Source organism: Paraburkholderia sp. BL6669N2 (assembly GCF_003387275.1).
Lineage (GTDB): Bacteria > Pseudomonadota > Gammaproteobacteria > Burkholderiales > Burkholderiaceae > Paraburkholderia.
The window spans coordinates 1,226,704-1,247,101 of sequence record NZ_QUNA01000001.1; the positions used below are offsets into that span (position 1 = coordinate 1,226,704).

Below are 20,398 nucleotides of genomic sequence, written 5' to 3' on the forward strand. Positions count from 1 at the left end.
CGTCGGTGGCCGCGTTGTCTAGAAAGAGCGTGGCATGTCCAGCACATGCTCGGCCACGTAAGACAGAATCAGATTGGTCGAGATTGGTGCCACCTGATAAAGACGGGTCTCGCGGAATTTCCGCTCCACATCGTATTCGCATGCAAAGCCAAAACCGCCGTGCGTCTGCAAACAGGCATTAGCGGCCTTCCACGAGGCCGTGGCGGCCAAGTGTTTAGCCATGTTCGCTTCGGCACCACATGGCTGGTGAGCGTCGAACAGTTCACACGCCCTGTACCGCATCAGATCCGCCGCTCTCACGTCGATATACGATTCAGCGATAGGAAACTGCACGCCCTGGTTCATACCGATGGGGCGGTCAAACACCTGTCGTTCGGTGGCGTACCTCCGCGCGCGATCGACGAACCAGTAGCCGTCGCCGATACATTCGGCGGCAATCAATGCACGCTCGGCGTTCAGTCCATCGAGGATGTACTTGAAGCCTTTGCCTTCCTCGCCGATCAGGTTCTCTTCGGGAATCTCAAGGTTGTCAAAAAACAGTTCGTTGGTTTCATGGTTGACCATGTTGGGAATCGGACGCACTGTCAAACCGTTGCCGATCGCCTGATGCAAATCGACCAGAAAGCAGGAAAGCCCATCGGATTTTTTCTTGACGTCGGCGAGCGGTGTGGTACGGGCCAGCAGAATCATCAGGTCCGAATGCTGCACACGGGAGATCCACACTTTCTGACCATTCACGACGTAGCGGCCATCTTTCTTCACCGCCATGGTTTTCAGTTTGGTGGTGTCCGTGCCGGTGGTCGGCTCCGTCACGGCCATTGACTGAAGACGCAGTTCGCCGCAGGCGATCTTCGGCAGATAGTTCCTCTTTTGAGCCTCTGAGCCGTTGCGTAACAGCGTGTTCATGTTGTACATCTGGCCGTGGCAAAACCCGGAGTTGCCGCCATTGCGATTGATCTCTTCCATAATGACGGAAGCTTCGCTCAGTCCGAGACCCGAGCCGCCGTATTCCTGGGGAATCAGCGCTGCCATCCAGCCAGCGCGGGTCAACGCGTCGACAAACGCTTCCGGATAAACACGCTCGTGGTCGATGCGGCGCCAATATTCGTCAGGATATTCCTTCGACAGATCGCGCAACGCATCGCGCAGTTCCTGATACGAATCCGAGGTAGAAAATCTGCTCATCTGAATGGTTCCGTTCACATGAAGAAGCCGCGGGCTCACGCCGCCGCATCGATCAATCCGCCCGTACTGGCAAGCTGGGTCAAGTGGTGTTCAGCGGCGCCGAACAGAATGTCGATCACACTCAGGCGACGGAGATAGTGGCCGACCTTGCATTCCTCGGTCATACCAATGCCGCCGTGAAGCTGCACGCCCTGCTGGCCTACAAACCGCCCAGCGCGGCCGATCTGTACCTTGGCCGCTGCCATGCTGCGCGCGCGTTCTTCCACGTCCGGCTCCTCGCTCATCATGGTGGCAAACAGCGCCATGCTGCGGGCCTGCTCAACCATCACCAGCATGTCAACCGCGCGATGTTGCAACGCCTGGAACGACCCGATGGCGACGCCAAATTGCTTGCGCACCTTGAGGTATTCGACAGTTTCTTCGTGCGCGGCCGCCATCGAGCCGACGGCTTCGGCGCACAGCGCTGCAATGGCCTGCGCGACAACCGATTCGATCAGCGGAAGAGCCTTCCCCGCTTCGCCAATCACATCCGCGTCGCTCACGCGCACGCCCGACAACTCGACATCCGCAGCGCGCAGCCGATCCTGTGTCAGATACTCTCGGCGCGTTAGACCAGGCGCATGCGCATCGACAAGAAATAGCGCAATGCCGTCGCGGTCGCGGCGGCCGCCTGAAACGCGCGCCGACACGATCAGCCTGTCCGCACCGCCGCCGTGTATCACAACGCGCTTTGCTCCATCCAGCACCCAACCATTGCCATCGCGTCGCGCGGTGGCGGCAACGTCGGCGAGGTCGTACCGTGACTGCGGCTCTGCGTGTGCGAAGGCCATCAGTAGCGAACCATCGGCAATCAGCGGCAGAATCGCCTCGCGCTGAGCGATACTGCCACCAAGACGGATGCAGCCACCGCTGAGCACCACGGTCGCCAGATAGGGTTCGACGACGAGTCCCCGCCCGAACGCCTCCATCACGATCATCGTTTCGACCGGGCCGCAGCCGCTGCCGCCGAAGTCATCGGCGAAGCTCAGGCCAAGTAAGCCCATATTGGCGTAGCGGGCCCACTGTTTGCGGCTGAACCCATCCGGCTCAGCCAGGTAGCGCGCACGCTGCTCGAAGCTGTACTCGTCCTTGACAAGCCGGTCGACACTGTCCTTGAGCATGCGTTGCTCGTCGGTAAAATCAAAGTCCATGGCCCTTGCTTCTCCGCATTTCGATTGCTGCTCAAAGTCCGAGAACGGACTTGGCGAGGATGTTTTTCTGGATTTCGTTCGATCCGCCCACAATCGAAACGTGGCGCGCGAAGTAGTGATTCGGCGCGATAGTCAGTGCCCAGCCGGGGTCCCGGATCGGCTCACCTACGCCGCGCAGGAAATCCAGATCAAGCGGCAGCGCGTCAGGCCCGGCCACTTCCAGAAGCAGTTCGGCCGCGAGTTGCTGAAGCTCCGACCCCTTGATCTTCAGAATCGACGTCTTCGGGTCCGGCGCGTGACTACCGCGTGCGGTGCTTTCCGCAATCACTCGCATCTGCGTGATTTCCAGCGCCTTCAACTCGACTTCGATAGACGCGACACGCTCGCGGAATTGAGGGTTGTCCCAAAGCACACCGTCGCCGCACGGAACGCGCTTCGCGAGATCTTTGGCGTGGCGGATACGCATCTTCGACACGCCGACACGCGCAATGCCGCTGCGCTCGTTGCCGAGCAAATACTTGGCGTAATCCCACCCCTTGTTTTCTTCGCCAATCCGGTTTGCGACAGGCACACGTACGTTATCGAAAAACACCTCATTGGTTTCATGATGACCGTCGATAGTGATGATCGGCCGCACCGTCAAGCCAGGTGTTTTCATATCGATCAGCAGATAAGTAATGCCCTCCTGCTTCTTCCCACTCGCGTCGGTACGCACGAGGCAGAACATCCAGTCCGCGTGATGGGCCGTCGAGGTCCACAGCTTCTGCCCGTTGATCACGTAGTGGTCGCCTTCCCGGACCGCCTGGGTCCTTAGCGCCGCCAGGTCGGACCCGGCACCGGGCTCCGAAAAGCCTTGGCAGAACCAGTACTCGAGACTTGCAATACGTGGCAGGAAGTCGCGTTTCTGGTCGTCACTGCCGAACGCGATCAGCACCGGGCCGATCATGTTGACATTGAACGAAAGCGTTTCCGGCGCGGGCGCCATGTGCAGTTCTTCCTTGAAGATGTATTGCTGCACCGCGCTCCAGCCAGTTCCACCCCACGCCTTATCCCACGCCGGCGTCGCCCAGCCGCGTTCGTACAGAATGCGCTGCCAGCGGCGCAGATCATCCGCCGAGCAGCGCTGTCCCAGCGCCGCCTTGACGCGGATGTCTTCAGGCAACGCTTCCTTGAAAAAGGCTCGCACTTCATCGCGGAACGCCAGTTCTTCGTCGGTATATCGCAGGTCCATGGTGTCTCGTCTCGATTCGTTACCGCGGCGCTGACGGCCGTCCATTGTTTTTGTCCCGCTCAGTGGTCTCTCAGGCCAGCGTCCCTGCCTGTTTCAGTTCGTCGATACTTTGCATATCCAGCCAGACCGACAGCGCTGCCTCGATAGTCGCCGGATCTGGCGCTTCGGGTGGCGTCGGCATTGCCGGCACCGTCGACGAAAAACGCGGGGCGGGCGCTGGCTGCACGATCCCATCGATTTCCACAAAAGTCCCGCGCGCTTTCAGATGCGGATGGTCCGGCGCTTCACACCACGACAGGACAGGAGCGAAGCACGCGTCCGAGTGTTCCAGCAGCGTGGTCCACTGCGCACGGCTGCGCGTCTTGAACCTGAGCGCGAACAAGGCTCGTGCGGCCGGCCAGTTGCGCTGGTCGAGCTGGGCGCCAAGCGTGTCCGGCGATATATCAAGCAGTCGAAGGAGCTCCAGATAGAATTTGTCCTCGATTGGGCCAACCGTAATCCAGTTGCCGTCTGCGCACTCGTAGGCGTCATAGAAATGCGAACCCGAATCGGTGATATTGGTGCCGCGCTCGTCGCGCCAGATGCCTGCCGCCTGCATGCCGAAAAAGGTCGTCGCCAGATTCGCCGTCCCGTCGACAATCGCCGCATCAACCACCTGCCCCGCGCCGCCACCGCGAGCATGAAGGATTGCCGAGAGCAGCCCCATTGCCAGGTACAGCGAACCGCCCGCGTAATCGCCGATGAGGTTCAGCGGGATCGACGGCGGCTGGTTTAATCGGCCGATCGCATTCAGCACGCCGGTGATCGCAATGTAGTTCAGATCGTGACCGGCATATTGTGCGAGTGGACCGTCCTGCCCCCACCCGGTGATCCGCCCATAGGCGAGCTTCGGATTGCGCGCCAGACACGCTTGCGGGCCGAGTCCAAGACGTTCGGTCACACCCGGACGAAAACCTTCTATCAACGCGTCGGCGCCCTCCACGAGGGTTAGCACAAGTTCGATCGCGGCCGGCTCCTTGAGATCCAGTGCGATCGTCCTGCGATTGCGCAGTAGCAGGTTGTAACGCAACGGTCGCTCGATACCGAGTTTGACAGGTCGCCGCCGGTCGATTCGGAGCACCGTTGCACCAAGGTCGGCGAGCAACATTGCGCACATCGGACCGGGGCCGATACCGGCCAGTTCGATGATCTTGACGCCAGCGAGCGGTCCCATGCTCATCCCTTGCGCGCGTGGGCACGCATAGCGTCCCACTGTTCGTCGCTCCAATCCTGCATCGCGCGAAATGTGGGACCGCCCACGCCCTGCATCCAGCGGCCACCGTCGATCACGATCATGTCACCGGTGATGTAACCGGACCCCTCGGAAGCGAGATACGAGTACAGATCAGCCAGTTCCTGATGGTCGCCAAAACGCCGCAACGGAACACTGCGATCCTGCGATTCAACCTGTGACCCCGGCGGGTAAAGTTGTTCCCACGCGCCTTCTGTCGGAAACAGACCTGGTGCCACGGCGTTCAGCCGAATGCCTTTCGGTCCCCACTCGACGGCGAGACTACGGGTCATCGCAAGCACGCCGGCCTTCGCCGCCGCCGACGGTGCGGTGAAGGCGGAGCCGGTCATGGTGGGCGTCGACACGGTGCTGATCACGTTGCCTGTGTGGCCTGCATCGATCCACCGCTTGCCCGCGGCGATCGTGCAATAGAAGCTGCCGTGCAGCACGATGTCCAACACCGCATCGACCGCGCGCGCCGACAGTGTTTCGGTACGCGCGATAAAGTTGGCCGCGGCATTGTTAAGCAGCACGTCAAGCGGACCATCGCGCCAGATTGTGTCCATCATCGATTCGACCGAATCAGCGTTGCGCACGTCGGCAGTGATCGTCGTCACACGGGCATTGTTGATAGCTGCGCGAAATTCGTCGGCGGTCGCGTCGAGCACTTCCTTGCGACGGCCGCAAATGACCAGTTCCGCGCCGAGTTCCAGATAACGCCGGCCAATACTCTTCCCGAGACCGGTGCCGCCGCCGGTGATCAGAATCCTTTTATCCTTCAGCAGATCGGTCGTGAACATGGTCTGTGTGCGTTCTTAAATCCAGTGGCTGAAAAAAAACGGCGAAATTGAGTTGGGCGCGAACTTGCTCAGGAGCCGGTAAAGACCGGCTTGCGCTTCTCCATGAACGCGGCAACCGCTTCCGCATGGTCGCTGGTTTGGCGCGTTAGCGGATTCAGATCGACTTCCAGGCGCCATGCGTCTTCTATCGAATTGCCTGCGTTGACGAGGCTCGCCTTCAGCAGCGCCAGCGTCACCGGCGGGTAGCTGGCGAAACGGGCCGCCTGCTCCAGAGCGGCATCGAGCGATTCGCCCGCCGCCGTAGTCTGACTGACAAGGCCGATGCGCTGCGCGGTAGCGGCGTCGATCACATCCGCTTTCAACATGAGTTCGCGCGCCTTGCCGCCACCGACCTTTTGCGGCAGCGTCCATAGAAGGCCGGTGTCAGGCAGCAAACCGACCTTGGTGAAGGCACAACAATATTTCGCTGCACTGGAGCTCACCGCGAAATCGCAAGCGGCCGCCAATGACAGCCCGGCGCCAAAACAGGTTCCCTCGACCGCAGCAACGACCGGCTTGGTGCCGGTGTAGATCAAGCGGAAAAGCCGCACGCCCACGGCGATGCGTTCACGCAGTTCAAGCAATGGCGGCGTGACTGCCTGCATTTCAGACAGGTCGCCGCCCGCGCAGAAGTGGCCGCCCGCGCCGGTGAGCACGATCGCGCGGGTAGCCGCGTCCTCGTGAAAAAGGCGCTGGAAGGTGTCCGTCAGCGCAACACGCATCTTCATCGAGAAGGCATTGCGGCGTTGGGGGTAGTTCATCGTGACGACAGCCACATCCCCTTCGTGGCGCACCTGCACGATATCGTTCCTGTCGTCCGCGCCATGCGGCGCTTCATTTCGCTCGACACTCATCGGAGATTCCCCAACGTTCATTGACCAGTAAAAACCGGCGTGGTCTTGTCGAAAAACGCCTGACATGCGGCCTGATGATCTTTGGACAGACGCAGTACCGGCTGATAATCGATTTCAGCGCGCAGTGCCAACTCCATGGTGCTGGCACCCTCGGTCAACGCGGCCTTGAGCAACGCAACGCCGAGCGGCGGTTGTTCACCCAAGTTGCGGGCCAATTCGATAGCAGCAGCGAGCGCAGCGCCCGGCTCGACCACCTGGTTTGCCAAGCCGAATTCGCCTGCTTTGATGCCATCGATTTCCATCGCGAGCGTCAGCATTTCTCTAGCGCGCGCCATGCCGATCTTTTCAGGGAGCGTCCACAGAATGCCGGTGTCGGGAATCAGCCCAACACGCATGAATGCCGCACAGAAGCGCGCATTCGATGCCGCCACCACGTAATCAGTGGCCACTGCCAGCGACAAGCCCGCGCCGAACGCTACCCCTTCGACGGCGGCCACCACCGGCTTCGCTCCCGCCAGCATGTCGCGCACCACCACACATGACTCAGCCAGATTCTCGCGGCTTTGCAGGATGGTCCGCTTCGTCATTTCGGAAATATCGGCGCCGGCGCAGAAGTGCTCGCCCGCACCAGTCAGCACGATCGCACGGGATTCGGGGTCGGCCGAGATCAGGCGGTGCATCGTGTCGCGCAGTAACTGGCGCATCTGCCTACCCATCGCGTTGCGGCGGCCGGGATTGTTCAGTGTGACAACGGCCACGGTGCCTTCCCGAGTGACCTCGATCAATGCAGGCGCGGTGTTCTCGTCCGTGTGCTTTTCGCTCATGATGTGCTTCCCTAGTCGGCCACAAATACCGGCTTGCGCTTTTCCATGAAGGCGCTGACCGCCTCCTGGTGTTCGCGGCTACGGCGCAGGATGGGCTGCAGGTTGACTTCCGTTTCGATCGCTTCGTCGAGCGTACGGATGCCTGTGGCCAGCGCCGCTTTTAGATGCGCCGTAGCGACCGCCGGCAACGCCGCATATTGGCTGGCGATTTCCAGCGCCGCGGCCAACGCGCGGCCAGGTTCGACGACCTGATTGGCAAAGCCGATCTGCAACGCTTCGACACCATTGAATTCGCGCGCGCTCAGCATCAGTTCACGTGCGCGGCCGCCGCCCACGCGCTGCGCGAGCGACCAATAAAGGCCTGTATCCGGCATCAATCCCACCTTGACGAACGCACTGGCGTAGCGTGCCGTCGACGAAGTGACCACCATGTCGCACGCGGCAGCAAGCGAAAGACCCGCGCCAAACGCGAAACCTTCGACGGCCGCGACGATGGCCTTGGGCCCGGACACCATCAGCTTGAATACTTCCAGCGGCAACTGATTGCGCTCGCGATACTCGAGCACCTTGCGCGGTTTCATCTCGGAGATGTCGCCACCTGCGCAGAACGTGTTGCCGGCGCCCGTCAGTACGATTGCCCGGCAAGCTTCGTCGTGATGCATCAGGTGGTGCAGACGCGCATACAAGGTTTCGCGCATCTTCAGTGAAAACGCGTTGCGCCGCTCGGGGTAATTCAGCGTGACGATTGCGGTCGCGCCTTCATGTTGGACCTGCACGATCTGCGTCGCGTCGGCGATAGTCTCTTCGCTCATCTGTCTGTCTCCTGTTGACCCGGTCCGCCAGATCGGTGCGCGACTTCCATGCCGCGTGGCACCGACCGGCGGCACACGTCACAACGTCTCTTCGGTGCCGAGAATGACGGTTGCCTGACTCGACAATACGCCGCCATTGCCATGCGCGATGGCCAGCCGCGCACCAGGAACCTGCCGTTCACCGGCACGTCCTGTGAGTTGCCGCATCGCTTCCTCCATCAGGAACAAGCCGTACATGCCCGGATGCACGCAGGACAATCCGCCACCATTAGTGTTGACGGCAAGACGACCTCCCGGCGCAATCCCGCCGTCGGACACAAAACGGCCGCCCTCGCCCTTCGGGCAAAACCCAAGATCTTCCAGGAACAGGATCGTGTTGATCGTAAACGCGTCGTACAGCATCGCAACGTCGATGTCGCTCGCGCTTACGCCGGCCATCTCGTAGGCGCGCCGCCCTGATTCCTTTGCGGCGGTCACGGTAAGGTCGGGCATGTTCGCAATCTCCCGATGCGACGTGGCCGATGCTGCACCGAGCAGATAGACCGGCTTGTCCGTCAGATCGCGAGCGCGATCCGCGCGCACCATCACGACGGCCGCCGCGCCATCAGTCACGAGACAACAGTCGCGCACGGACAGCGGATCGGATACCAGACGCGCACCCAGCGCGTCGTCGACCGTTAGCGGCGCACGCACGTACGCATCCGGATTGAGCTGGGCCCACTTGCGGGCCGCCACCGCGACTTCGGCAAGATCCCGGCGTGTCGTTCCGTACTGGTGCATATGCCTTGCAGCGGCGAACGCATACGACGACACGGGATTCATCGGCTTATAAGGGCTTTCCCACGGAGAAGGCCGCGACGACTGCACGAGTTTGCCCGATGCACTGCGCTGGTTGCTGCCATAGGCGATCAGCGCGACGTCGATCTGGCCCGTGACCAGCGCCATCGCCGCTGTGTGCGCATAGATCTCGAATGCCGAGCCGCCGCTGCGGTTGTTGTCGGTGAACTTCGGGTGAATACCGAGGTACTCTGCGAATGTCAGGCCGGACAACATGTCGTCCGGCGTGCAGACGAACAGGCCGTCGACATCGGCCGGAGACAACCCGACCTGTGCCAGCGCGTCGACCGACGCACGCGCGGCGAGATCCAGCGACGACATTCCCGGCGCTTCGCCAATTCCGTATGTCGCGCCTGCCACCAGCGCGGTACGCCCACGTAAGTTGAATTCCATGCGATGTCTCTTATCGGTGCAGCAGATGCCTTCCGCGTATGCTGCCGGTTAGCTGGCGTCAGGCGGGCTCGAACACGAGCAAGGGCGCGTCGTTCCTGAATACGATCCTTGCCTGCACGGGCATGCCGATGCGCACCGCGTCCGGCTCTATGCCTTCGACACAGCTGATCATCCTCACTCCTTCGTCAAGGTCGATCAACGCCACGTTGTAGCTCGGCGTGGGCGCTTTCTGCCTCACCACGGTGGTGGAATAAACCGTACCTCGGCCACACGCTTCGACCCACTCCAGATCGCGCGCGCCCGTTACCGGCTCGGCCACCCGCGGATAAAACACGTGCCGGCCGCTGCTGCGGCTGCGCTGGATCATCAACCGGCCTTCGGCCAGAAACTTCTGATAGTCGACTTCAGGACAAACAGACTCCATTTCCCGCTCCTCCCAATGCATTCCCCTACGGGTCTCGGCACCTAACCGGCTGTCGCGCTAGTTTTACCTATATGAATCAAATAGCCGAACGTCGTTCCATATTCTAAACACGCGGAAGATGGCATGTCAACCGCGGCGAATAGTACTCATGCGCCGCCCGATAAGGCTCTCACTACATCCGAACAGCGCGCGGAGCGCACTACGGGCAAACCCCCGTTCGTCCGACATCATGCTTGACGAGCCCAAAGCCATCGTTTACTTTATCGAACAGTGTTCATTTTTATGAAGATCAGCAACTTTCCAGGGTCGCTCGGCCGTACGTCCCATCTTTACGTAGGTCCGAACGCCATTTACCTATCAGGCCCGGGATCTTTAGCAAGAGACTTTCAACGTGACCTATCAACTGACAGACGACCAAATCCAGATCCGCGACCTGGTAAGGCGTGTCGCAAGGGAAAGAGTGGCGCCTCGAGCGGACGAGATCGATCGGACAGCCGAATATCCGCACGATATGTACGCGCTGCTTAAAGAACTGGGTCTTTTCACTCTTCCTTTTCCAGAGACATATGGCGGCGCCGGCAGCGTGATGTCCGCCTGCATCGCGGTCGAGGAACTGGGGCGCGTTTGCTACAACACGGGATACCTGTTGGTCGTGCAATGGACGCCGTTCGGCGCGATTCTCGCGGGCGGCACTGAACAGCAGAAGGCCCGGCTGTTGCCAGGGCTTGCGTCAGGCGACTTGCGCGGCGCGCTTTCCATTACGGAATCGCAAAGCGGCTCAGACGTGTCCGGAATCCGCACCACCGCACGCCGCCACGGAGACGGTTACGTGTTGAATGGCTCGAAGATCTGGTGCACGAATTCACACATTGCTGATTTCATGCTGGTCGCCGCTAAAACGCTTGATGAAGAAGGCAACCATCTCGGCATAAACCTCTTCGTCGTTGACCGTGAAACGCCGGGGCTCACCATTGGCCGAGAAGAAGACAAGATGGGCGCCCGCGGCGTGGCGTCGTGCCCGCTATTTTTCGACGACGCACTGATCAACGCCGATAACCGGCTTGGCCCCGAGGGGGGACAGGGATTCAAAGTCGCGATGGAAGCGCTCAATACCAGCCGCCCGATCGTGGCGGCACGCGCTGTCGGCATCGCGCAGGGTGCGATCGACCACACCATTCGCTTCATTCAGGACCGCGTCGCCTTTGGGCAGACGATCAGTCATTTTCAAGGTGTGCGCTGGATGGTGGCCGACATGATCACGCAGACGGAGGCCGCGCGTCAGCTCGTCTACCGGACCGCCTCACTGGTCGACTCCGGCGCGACCGGACGCGAACTCGCTCCAATGGCGGCGATGGCAAAGATGTTCGCCTCGGACGTCGCGATGAAGGTGGCCACCGACGCAGTGCAGCTATTCGGCGCCGCCGGTATCTCGAACGAGTATCCGATCAACCGCTATTTCCGCGATGCCAAGGTCGTTCAGATCATCGAAGGAACCAATCAGATCCAGCGGAACATCGTCGCCGACAGCGTCTTCGGACGTGTCAAGAAGACCGAGCGCCCTGCCCGACCTACAGACGCGTGACACCATGAGAGAGGGAGAACAAATATGGAAGAGATCGAAACAGTTGGCCTGGGAGTTCATTGGGAAGACCTGCCGGTCGGCCGCAAGTTCAAGACAGTTGGACGTACTGTCACGGAGGCGGATGTCGTCAATTTCGTCTCGGTTACCGGCATGCTCGAGGTGCTGTTTACTAACACGGAGTTTCTGAAAGAGACGTCCGCAATCAAGGGACGGGTCGCACCAGGCGCCCTCGTATTTACCTTCATGGAAGGCCTGCTGACCCAGGCAACGATGCAAGGGGTCGGCTTCGCCTTTTTGAACATGGAACTCGACATCAAAGGTCCGACCTTTGTCGGGGACACCATCCATGTCGAATGTGAAGTCATCGAATGCCGTCCCAGCAACGGTCGCCCCGGCCTCGGACTGGTGCGCACGCGCAACCGGGTGATCAAGCAGGACGGCTCGGAAGTCATGGTGTACACGCCGTTGCGGCTGGTGAAAGGAAAAAAATACAAGGCGTGACCATGCACACCCCACAGCAACCTCTGCAGCAGCCAACCGGCCCACTGACCGGCGTGCGCGTGATCGACCTGACCATCAATGTGCTGGGGCCCGTCGCCACGCAACTTCTCGGCGATATGGGCGCGGACGTTATCAAGATCGAGCCGCCCGAAGGTGACCAGAACCGGAAGAACGGCCCCGGTCGCAACCCCGACATGGCGGTGTTCTATACGATCATGAACCGCAACAAGCGGAGCGTGTCGCTGAACCTGAAACTGGCCGAATGCCGCGAAGCCGTTCTGCGACTGGTGGAAACCGCGGATGTCTTCATTCATAGCATGCGCCCCAGCGCGGCACGGCGTCTGGGCATCGACTACGAGAGCATCAAGGCCCGCAATCCCCGCATCATTTATGCATCTGGCCCCGGCTATCGCCCGGACGGCCCCTACAAGGATCGGCCTGCCTTCGACGACGTGATCCAGGGCGAGACCGGGATTGCCGCGATGAATCGTGATGCCGACGGCTCGCCCCGCTACTTTCCGACGGTCATCGTCGACAAGTTCTGTGGATACGTGCTTGCCTCGTCTGTCAGCATGGCGCTCTATCACCGGGAGCGCACCGGGCTCGGCCAGTGCGTGCAGGTGCCGATGTTCGAAACCATGCTTCAGTTCAACCTCTTCGAACATTTGTGGGAGGGCGCGCTTGGCTCATCGGACGGAACGGGGCTTGGTTATACACGGATGTTTTCGCCCCACCGCCGCCCCTACGCGACAAAGGACGGCCACATCTGTTTGCTTGCGGTCAACAACGAACAATGGCGGCGGGTGTTGTGCGCGATCGAAGCGGCCCATCTGCTCGACGACCCGCGCTTCTGCCACATTGCCGATCGCATGCGCAACATCAACGAGCTGTACGGCATCGTGAGCGAAGCGATCAAGACCCGAACAACGGCCGAGTGGAACGCCATTTTCGCAGCTGCCGATGTTCCGCACGGTCCTGTCCGCGAGTTGAACGAACTAATGCAGGACCACTACATCAAGGAAACCGGCTTCTTCCAGCACTATGAGCATCCGACCGAAGGAGAGATGGTCATGACATCCATTCCGGTGCACTTCTCCGAGTCGCCAGGCAATGTTCGGTACCTGCCGCCTAATCTCGGCGAACACAGCATCGAAGTGCTCATTGAGGCTGGATACACAGAACATGAGGCAACCCAGTTGAGCGGCCACGCGTCGTCCCAGACAATGCGCCCCCCTGAAACAGTCACCAAAGCTTGACGGGCGTCCCCGCACCCTACTACATCATGCGAGGAATTCAAAAATGAAAGGTCTCAAGAACAAAGTCGTTGTTGTTACGGGTGCTGCGGGCGGTATCGGCACGGCCATCAGCAAGCGTTTCGGCGAAGAAGGCTCCACCGTCGCGCTATTCGACCTGAATGCAGAAAATGCTGCCCGGGTGGTGGCAGAAATCGAATCCGCGGGCGGCAAGGCTCGAGCCTATCGCGTCGACATCACCGATCACGAGGGCGTGAACAAGGCTGTCGCGCAAGTAGAGGAAGAACTCGGTCCAATCGAGATGCTCGTCAACAACGCGGGCTGGGACATGGGGGCCTTTTTCCTTCAGACCGAGAAATCGTTCTGGGACAAAGTAGTCGCCATCAACCTGTATGGTCCGTTGAACATGCATCACGCGGTACTGAAGCGGATGGCTGAGCGCGGCCGTGGAAAGGTGGTGAACATTTCGTCGGACGCCGGACGCGTCGGTTCGTCGATGGAGGCGGTGTACTCGTTCTGCAAAGGCGGCATCATCGCGTTCTCGAAGACCATGGCGCGTGAAATGGCGCGGCAGCAGATTCCCATCAATGTCGTCTGCCCCGGCCCCACCGCTACAGCCTTGCTCGACAATCTCGCGCAGGGCGAAAAAGGCGACCGTATCAAGGCGGCGCTGGTCAAGGCAGTGCCGTTCGGGCGCATGGGCGAACCCGACGACATTGCCGGCACGGTGGCGTTCCTTGCAAGCGACGACGCCGCATTCATCACTGGCCAGGTTATCAGCATCTCCGGTGGCCTCACGATGGCAGGCTAACGCCCGCCTCCCGCTCATTCAATCCGCAACTGGAATATAACCATGGAATTTCAGGACATTCTTTATAGCGAAGCCGGCGGAGTCGCGACGATCACGATCAATCGCCCGAAGGTCTACAACGCATTCAACGCGAACACCTGTGAAGAACTGATCAAGGCGTTTAGCAAGGCCGGCTGGAATAAGGACATCGGCGTCGTCGTGCTGACGGGCGCTGGCGAGAAGGCGTTCTGCACAGGCGGCGATCAGTCCGGCGACGGCTACGGTGGCCGCGGCACGGTGGGGCTGCCGATCGAAGAACTGCAGAGCGTTATCCGTGACATTCCGAAACCGGTTATCGCTCGGGTGAACGGCTACGCGATCGGTGGCGGCAACGTGCTCGTCACCCTCTGTGACCTTGCCATCGCCTCGGAGACAGCGATTTTTGGCCAGGTCGGCCCGAGAGTCGGCTCGGTCGACCCGGGTTTCGGAACAGCATATCTTGCTCGCATCATCGGTGAAAAACGTGCACGGGAGATCTGGTATCTGTGTCGTAAATACACGGCCAAAGAAGCGCTCGAGTGGGGCTTGATCAACGCTGCGGTCCCGGCCGACCAGTTGGACGCCGAGACGAAGAAGTGGTGTGACGAAATCCTGCAGATGAGCCCGACCGCGATCGCGCTCGCCAAACGTTCGTTCAACGTGGATAGCGAAAACATCCGGGGCATCGGAGCATTCGCGATGCAGGCGCTCGCGCTCTACTACGAAACGGATGAGTCGAAGGAAGGCGGTAATGCGTTTCGTGAAAAACGGAAACCGGAATTCCGGAAATACGTTAAGTAACTCGCCTTATACAAAGGAGGCGTCAACGACGCCTCCCTCTCTCCCTTTTTCTGCGCGGCGCGTACAGACAAGTCTCCTGTTCTTTTAAACTATCGCTCCGTCTGCCACGCCATGGGCGTCTTTGCCTTGCGTTCAGCCAGCGCAGCCTTCTCTATCTCCAGCGCTTCGCTCAGCGAAGCGAGCGCTCCGGCGTCGATAACTCGCTTGACGGTACCGATCAATTCCGGCGAACGGCTCGCTATCGTTGCGGCAAGCGCGCGCGCCCGTTCGAGCAACGTCGCGTGCGAAGTCACCTCGTTGACAAGACCGATCCGCAGGGCTGTAACTGCGTCGATTGGCTCACTAGTGAAACTGATCTGCTTGGCCCAGCGTGAGCCCACAATGTGAGGCAGGCGCGCAGTCATTCCACCGCCCGCAAGCGCGCCGATCTTTGTATGGGTGTCGGCAAACCGAGCGCGCTCCGAACCGATGATGAAATCGCACCCCATTGCAAGTTCGAGGCCGCCAGTCACCGCAGCCCCATTGCACGCGGCAATGACTGGCTTGCTCAGTCGTGGCCACATGTCGATCATCGCGGCGACTTCGCCGCGTGGCGCGTCCGGAGCAGAAAATTCACCAAGGTCTAGCCCTGCGCAGAACGCCGGATCGGCACCAGTGACGATCAAAACACGGAGGTTGTCATCGCCCTCGAAGTGCGTCAATGCATCGACAAGCGCTCTCGTCAATGCTAGGTTCAAGGCGTTGCGGACATCGGGCCGGTTCAGCGTCAGTGTCAAAACACCGTTGTCGGAATCAGTTAGCAGTACCTGTGATTTCGCCATGTTCTTCCGTCCTCGAGTCATGCAGCCAGAGCGCGTGCGTCCGCCTGAATCTGCCGCGCGTAACATTTCAGGTGGTACTCCATATTGCCAAACAGCACATCGGAGATTAACGTGCGCCGGTAGTGATGACCAACCTTATACTCGTCCGTGATGCCGTAGCCCCCATGCAACTGGATGCCCTGCTGCGAAACGAATTTACTGCTTCGGATGGTTTGAGCCTTGCAACCCGACACCTGAACGCTGCGCGTCGCATCGCCTGCGGTGAGCGCTCGCAGTGCCCGGTGCAACGTGGCTCTGGCCTGCATCGCCTCAATTGCCATATCGGCGATGCGGTGCTGCAGCGCCTGAAAGCTGCCGATGGGCACGCCGAACTGCTTGCGCGTCTTCAGGTACTCGGAAGTGAGTTCGACTGTGTCGTCGATATCGCCCAACAACTCCGCGCAACTCGCAACGATGGCTTCGTCGACTGCAGCCTGCAGACCTTGCAACGCCTCACCGGGCGTGCCGATCACCGCGCTCGCATCGACCGTCAGGCCCTCGAGCACCAGGTCCGCCGCGGGCGTGCCGTCGAGCAACCTGTATGGCTCGAGCATCACGCCGCGTGCGCGTGGATCGATTACAAAGAGCGCGAGCCCCGCATCGTCACGTACACCGCCAGCCACGCGCGCAACGACAATGACGCGATCAGCTACAGGCGCGCCCACAACCAGCGTCTTGCGACCGTCGAGCCTCCAGTTGCCGTCTCCCATCTGGCTGGCAGTTGCCGTCACATGTGACACGTCGCCTCGTGCGTCGCGCTCGCTGTGCGCGACGGCAACCACCGCCTCACCCGAGATAATTTCCGCGAGCAAATCGTCTCGTTGTGCGCCGCTCGCGCAATAGGTAACCAGCGCGGCTGGAAACACGCCGCACATGACATAGGGCTCGAGCACGAGTGCCCGTCCCAGTTGCTCGGCGATCAGCGCGCTTTCAACCGGAGTAAAACCCAGGCCGCCGAAAGCATCGGGCACCGCGACGCCGAGCCATCCCATTTCGCCAAACGTGCGCCACATCTCGCGCGAAAAGCCGTCTCCACGAGCAACCAGCGTACGGCGGTGCTCGAACGTATAATTTTTCTGCACGAAGCGCTGCGCGCTGTCCTGCAACATCTGCTGTTCGTCGCTTAGATCAAAGTTCATGCTGCGTCCTTTCGTGCCCGCGGGAGAAGTGATGCCCTATCAATCGGCCTGACTCGCGCCGTCGGTGATATCGCCCGTTACAGTCCGAACAGCGCCTTGGCGATAATGTTCCGTTGAATTTCTGCCGTGCCGCCGTAGATCGTGCATGCGCGTCGGTAGAACACTTCGGCGGCGAGACCTGGCGCGTAATCCGGTCCCACGAAGGTCTGGCCCCGGAGCGCGTGGTCTTCGTTCGGATCGCCATAAAATACAGCGCCGTAGTCGCCAATCACTTCGAGCAGCATTTCAGTGAGCCTCTGATGTAATTCGGAACCTCGGACCTTGAGCATCGAGCCAATGGCCATACCACCACTGCGCTCGTCCAAACCTTGATGGAGGATTTTCTGCACTGCCATGTCGATGGCGAGCACTTCGAGTTCGTATTGGGCAAGCCTTGCGGCAAACGTCGCATCTTCGATCAGGGGCGTATCACCGGCACGTTCCTTCATCGCGTAGTGACGAATCTTGCGCAGGTAGCGTTTTAGCGCCGGGGCTTCCGCACCAAGGAACGCTCGCTCGTTGAACAAAAGAAATTTCGTGTAGCCCCAACCCTTATTTTCCTCGCCGATCAGATTTTCAACCGGCACGCGAACATTGTCGTAAAACACTTCGGCGAGATGGTTGCAACCGTCAAGCGTCGCAATCGGCCGCACCGTCACGCCCGGCGACTTCATATCGAGCAGAAGGAAGGAAATGCCCTTTTGTGGCTTGGCTTCCGCATCGGTCCGGACAAGCACGAAGTTCCACTGTCCATAACCGCCGAAGCTGGTCCAGATTTTCTGGCCGTTCACGATGTAATGGTCGCCGTCGCGGACCGCCGTCGTACGCAGCGAGGCGAGATCGGAGCCCGCTCCGGGCTCGGAGAAGCCCTGTGCCCAGAACACTTCGCCGCGCTGGATAGGCGGCAGAAAGCGGCGCTTCTGCTCGTCGTTGCCGAATTCACAAATCACCGGCCCCACGAGCGACACCCCTGCCTGATTTTGCGTGGGTGCACCCGCCAGGTAGCACTCTTCTTCAAAGATGTACCGTTGCGCCGCAGTCCACCCCGTTCCGCCGAGATCGGCCGGCCAATGCGGCACGGACCAGCCGCGCGCTTCGTGCAGGATACGGGTCCAGCGCAGCGCATCGTCGTCGCCTGCGAGAAATCCTTGCTGACCGCGCCAGGCGAGATCAGCAGGCAGATGCGCCTTAAGAAAATCCCGTACCTCTTTGCGGAAGGCTTTGTCCGCGGAATCGACATGAAAATCCATCGGGTAATTTCCTGTGTTTCAATTCAGCGGAGCGGGCTGGAGGCATTCGCAAGAGAGCCCCTTCGGGCAAGCAGCGTGCGACGCGTGGGAACCGCTTCGTACAGTTCCGCGACCACAGCGCTTCTTCGCGCGAGAACGTTGGCCTGGCTGATGGCGCCTTTCGCGCTCAACTCCCCGTTGTCAAGCGTCGGTTGCGCGCTTTCCAGTACGATCCGCTCGATTCGGCTCGAACTACCGCCGGGGCGCGTAGCCAGCAGATCGAGTCCGCGCTGGAAGTGCTCGCGTACGCCAGCGCTGGCCACGATCTGGTCAGCGTGCGGCATGGGCTCAACCAGGTCGTCGCACAAAGCGCGACACGCTTGCAGATCAGGAAAAACCAGCGCAGTAAGAAAGCCCTGATCATGGCCGGCGATTACGACGTCGCGTGCATAAGGTGAAAATGCGTTCAATGCCGCGAGTCGCAGTTCCGCCACATTTACCCATGTGCCCGAGGACAATTTGAAGTTCTCAGCCAGGCGTCCATCGAAGCGCAACCCGAGTTCACGATGCTCCGGATCGATGAATGCACCGGCGTCGCCAGAGCAGAAATAGCCCTCTTCGTCGAACGACGCGCGCGTGCGCTCCGGGTCCTTCCAATAGCCGGGCGTCACGCAGTCGCCCGCATAACGGATCTCCAGCTTCTCTCCAACCGGCACGACCTTGACCTTCACGCCGGGTACTGGCAGCCCGGCAATGGCTTGCCGTCGCGGATCCCACGCCGCCGACATCGGCGTCGGCCCGGCTTCGGTGCCGCCGAGCCCTGACATGATCAGCACGCGCTGTCCGATCGTCTTGACCGAGAGCTCGTCCAGTGCTGCCCAGATGTATTCAGGCAGACTGGCGCCGCCGTAGTAAATCAGTGCCAGCTTACTGAAGAAATTCTTGCGTAGCGCTTCGTCCGAGCGGAGATGTGGAATCAGCGCCGCCAGTCCTTGAGGCGTATTCAGGTAGATGACCGGCGCGATTTCGCGCAACGCGTCTAGTGTCGGACCGATTTGCTCGGGCGTGGGCTTACCCGGATCCAGGTAATACGTCCCTCCGCCATAGAGCACCATGCCGAAGTTGTGTGTGCCGCCAAAGGTGTGATGCCACGGGAGCCAGTCCACCAGCACCGGCGGTGCGTCCTGAAGAAAGGCGAAAGTCTGCGCGACCTGTTGCCGGTTACTGCACAGCATCCGCTGCGAGTAAATCACGCCCTTCGGTGCCCCGGTCGTACCGGACGTGAACATGATCTTGCCGATCGTATCGGGGCCGACGTTATCGAATGCCTCATCGACCGCGGCGCTGACCGGCGTGTCAAGCCAGTCGAACAACCATGAGGCCATACGCCCCTCTGGCAACGTCGCGCTCACCACACATTCGACATCGCCGAACACGTCGCGCAACACGCGACCGTAAAGCACGCCGTCATCCGCGAACACGAGCCCTGGCGTACACACCGACGCCAGATGTTTCAGCTTCGCAAAGTCCTCGGACAGCAACGAATACGCAGGGGTAACCGGGACATAGGGGACGCCGACGTGCAGCGCCGCAAGCGCCAGAAGCGCATGTTCGAAGCTGCGGTCCGAGAGGATCATCAGCGGCCTCGCGGGCGACAGGCCTCGGGCAAGCATAGCCTCGCCTAGCGCACGAGCGCCGTCGAGCGCTTGCCGATATGTCAGATGCTCCCAACTGGCGCCATCGGTCGTTCGCCGTGCGAGCAACGGCCGATCTGGGGCGACCGCGGCCCACTTCACAAGACGCTCAGTAAGCCGCGCTGGGTATGGACCGAGCGGTTCGTCGAGCTCATAGACCACGCTACCGTCAGGGCGCTGTTCAACAGTGGCCTTCATACCGCCGAGGCGCAGCGGCCGAAACGGCACATCCATCAAAGGGTCGTGCGAAAGCGGACCTGCGTTCATCTCTGTCATCCTGTCGTTAGCTTTTTCCGTTCATATAGCTGCCGCTTTGCGCGCCTTTACCGACCATCCCCGCGCTAGACACGCGAACCAATAAATGAACATCGATCAGAAACAAGAACAAGAATATCGCGAAATTTCGTATGCGTCTATCCAGCATCACCCGATGTGAACGGGTACCAGCGCGGCGCGGGAAGCGTCCGCCGCCGCGCGAGTGGGCGTGCATCGCCGGCGAACGTCCTCACGCAAACGATAGCAAAACCGTCCATGGACATTCGATCAAATTTGAGCTACTTTATGAACATCGTTCGTCATTTTAAACGCTGGTCACGCAGCATCAGCTTGGTG

General features: G+C 60.4%; 19 protein-coding genes. 5 read left to right on the top strand and 14 right to left on the bottom strand.

The genetic code is table 11. From position 1 onward, the window contains the following. Nucleotides 1-18: 18 nt before the first annotated feature. From B0G80_RS05550 to B0G80_RS05595, 10 genes are all read right to left on the bottom strand, one after another. The gene (locus B0G80_RS05550; RefSeq protein WP_116117295.1) at nt 19-1,185 is read right to left on the bottom strand and encodes an acyl-CoA dehydrogenase family protein; all 1,167 of its coding nucleotides are present in this window, start codon (nt 1,183-1,185) and stop codon (nt 19-21) included. Between the two features lie 35 nt (nt 1,186-1,220). Next, a complete protein-coding gene (locus B0G80_RS05555; RefSeq protein WP_116117296.1) occupies nt 1,221-2,375 on the bottom strand; it encodes an acyl-CoA dehydrogenase family protein in 1,155 nt (384 codons plus the stop codon). Nucleotides 2,376-2,406: 31 nt separating this feature from the next. Then, nucleotides 2,407-3,606 (bottom strand): acyl-CoA dehydrogenase family protein, encoded by a 1,200-nt coding sequence (locus tag B0G80_RS05560; RefSeq protein ID WP_116117297.1) that lies wholly within the window; start codon nt 3,604-3,606, stop codon nt 2,407-2,409. Between the two features lie 70 nt (nt 3,607-3,676). Then, entirely contained in the window at nt 3,677-4,819 is a 1,143-nt protein-coding gene (locus B0G80_RS05565) for a CaiB/BaiF CoA-transferase family protein (protein ID WP_116117298.1), read from the bottom strand. A gap of 2 nt (nt 4,820-4,821) precedes the next feature. Further along, nucleotides 4,822-5,676 (bottom strand): SDR family oxidoreductase, encoded by an 855-nt coding sequence (locus B0G80_RS05570; protein WP_116117299.1) that lies wholly within the window; start codon nt 5,674-5,676, stop codon nt 4,822-4,824. A gap of 68 nt (nt 5,677-5,744) precedes the next feature. Beyond that, nucleotides 5,745-6,569 (bottom strand): enoyl-CoA hydratase/isomerase family protein, encoded by an 825-nt coding sequence (locus tag B0G80_RS05575; protein ID WP_243856727.1) that lies wholly within the window; start codon nt 6,567-6,569, stop codon nt 5,745-5,747. Nucleotides 6,570-6,586: 17 nt separating this feature from the next. Then, a complete protein-coding gene (locus tag B0G80_RS05580) occupies nt 6,587-7,393 on the bottom strand; it encodes an enoyl-CoA hydratase/isomerase family protein (RefSeq protein WP_116117300.1) in 807 nt (268 codons plus the stop codon). Between the two features lie 11 nt (nt 7,394-7,404). Continuing rightward, entirely contained in the window at nt 7,405-8,205 is an 801-nt protein-coding gene (locus tag B0G80_RS05585) for an enoyl-CoA hydratase/isomerase family protein (RefSeq protein WP_106285314.1), read from the bottom strand. A 78-nt stretch (nt 8,206-8,283) separates the two neighbouring features. Beyond that, nucleotides 8,284-9,435, bottom strand: a complete 1,152-nt coding sequence (locus tag B0G80_RS05590) for a thiolase (protein ID WP_116117301.1) — start codon at nt 9,433-9,435, stop codon at nt 8,284-8,286. 58 nt (nt 9,436-9,493) lie between these two features. Continuing rightward, the gene (locus tag B0G80_RS05595) at nt 9,494-9,859 is read right to left on the bottom strand and encodes a Zn-ribbon domain-containing OB-fold protein (protein WP_106285316.1); all 366 of its coding nucleotides are present in this window, start codon (nt 9,857-9,859) and stop codon (nt 9,494-9,496) included. A 391-nt stretch (nt 9,860-10,250) separates the two neighbouring features. Between B0G80_RS05595 and B0G80_RS05600 the strand changes: the two genes are divergently transcribed. The 5 genes from B0G80_RS05600 to B0G80_RS05620 are packed head-to-tail and all read left to right on the top strand — an operon-like array spanning nt 10,251 to nt 14,825. Next, complete coding sequence (locus tag B0G80_RS05600; RefSeq protein ID WP_116117302.1) at nt 10,251-11,441, top strand: acyl-CoA dehydrogenase family protein; 1,191 nt, start codon at nt 10,251-10,253, stop codon at nt 11,439-11,441. A 24-nt stretch (nt 11,442-11,465) separates the two neighbouring features. After that, the gene (locus B0G80_RS05605) at nt 11,466-11,942 is read left to right on the top strand and encodes a MaoC/PaaZ C-terminal domain-containing protein (protein ID WP_106285318.1); all 477 of its coding nucleotides are present in this window, start codon (nt 11,466-11,468) and stop codon (nt 11,940-11,942) included. A 2-nt stretch (nt 11,943-11,944) separates the two neighbouring features. After that, a complete protein-coding gene (locus tag B0G80_RS05610) occupies nt 11,945-13,198 on the top strand; it encodes a CaiB/BaiF CoA-transferase family protein (RefSeq protein WP_116117303.1) in 1,254 nt (417 codons plus the stop codon). 43 nt (nt 13,199-13,241) lie between these two features. Continuing rightward, the gene (locus B0G80_RS05615) at nt 13,242-14,006 is read left to right on the top strand and encodes a glucose 1-dehydrogenase (protein WP_116117304.1); all 765 of its coding nucleotides are present in this window, start codon (nt 13,242-13,244) and stop codon (nt 14,004-14,006) included. Between the two features lie 42 nt (nt 14,007-14,048). After that, a complete protein-coding gene (locus B0G80_RS05620; RefSeq protein WP_106285321.1) occupies nt 14,049-14,825 on the top strand; it encodes an enoyl-CoA hydratase-related protein in 777 nt (258 codons plus the stop codon). 89 nt (nt 14,826-14,914) lie between these two features. On the opposite strand, the gene B0G80_RS05625 is transcribed toward B0G80_RS05620, so the two are convergent. From B0G80_RS05625 to B0G80_RS05640, 4 genes are all read right to left on the bottom strand, one after another. Next, entirely contained in the window at nt 14,915-15,646 is a 732-nt protein-coding gene (locus B0G80_RS05625) for an enoyl-CoA hydratase (protein ID WP_116117305.1), read from the bottom strand. Between the two features lie 17 nt (nt 15,647-15,663). Continuing rightward, on the bottom strand, nt 15,664-16,824 hold the full coding sequence (locus B0G80_RS05630) for an acyl-CoA dehydrogenase family protein (RefSeq protein ID WP_116117306.1): 1,161 nt from the start codon (nt 16,822-16,824) through the stop codon (nt 15,664-15,666). Between the two features lie 77 nt (nt 16,825-16,901). Further along, nucleotides 16,902-18,113 carry an acyl-CoA dehydrogenase family protein gene (locus B0G80_RS05635; RefSeq protein ID WP_116117307.1) on the bottom strand — a complete coding sequence of 404 codons (1,212 nt, stop codon included), beginning with the start codon at nt 18,111-18,113 and terminating at the stop codon, nt 16,902-16,904. Nucleotides 18,114-18,136: 23 nt separating this feature from the next. Continuing rightward, nucleotides 18,137-20,053 (bottom strand): AMP-binding protein, encoded by a 1,917-nt coding sequence (locus B0G80_RS05640; RefSeq protein WP_116117308.1) that lies wholly within the window; start codon nt 20,051-20,053, stop codon nt 18,137-18,139. Nucleotides 20,054-20,398: the final 345 nt, after the last annotated feature.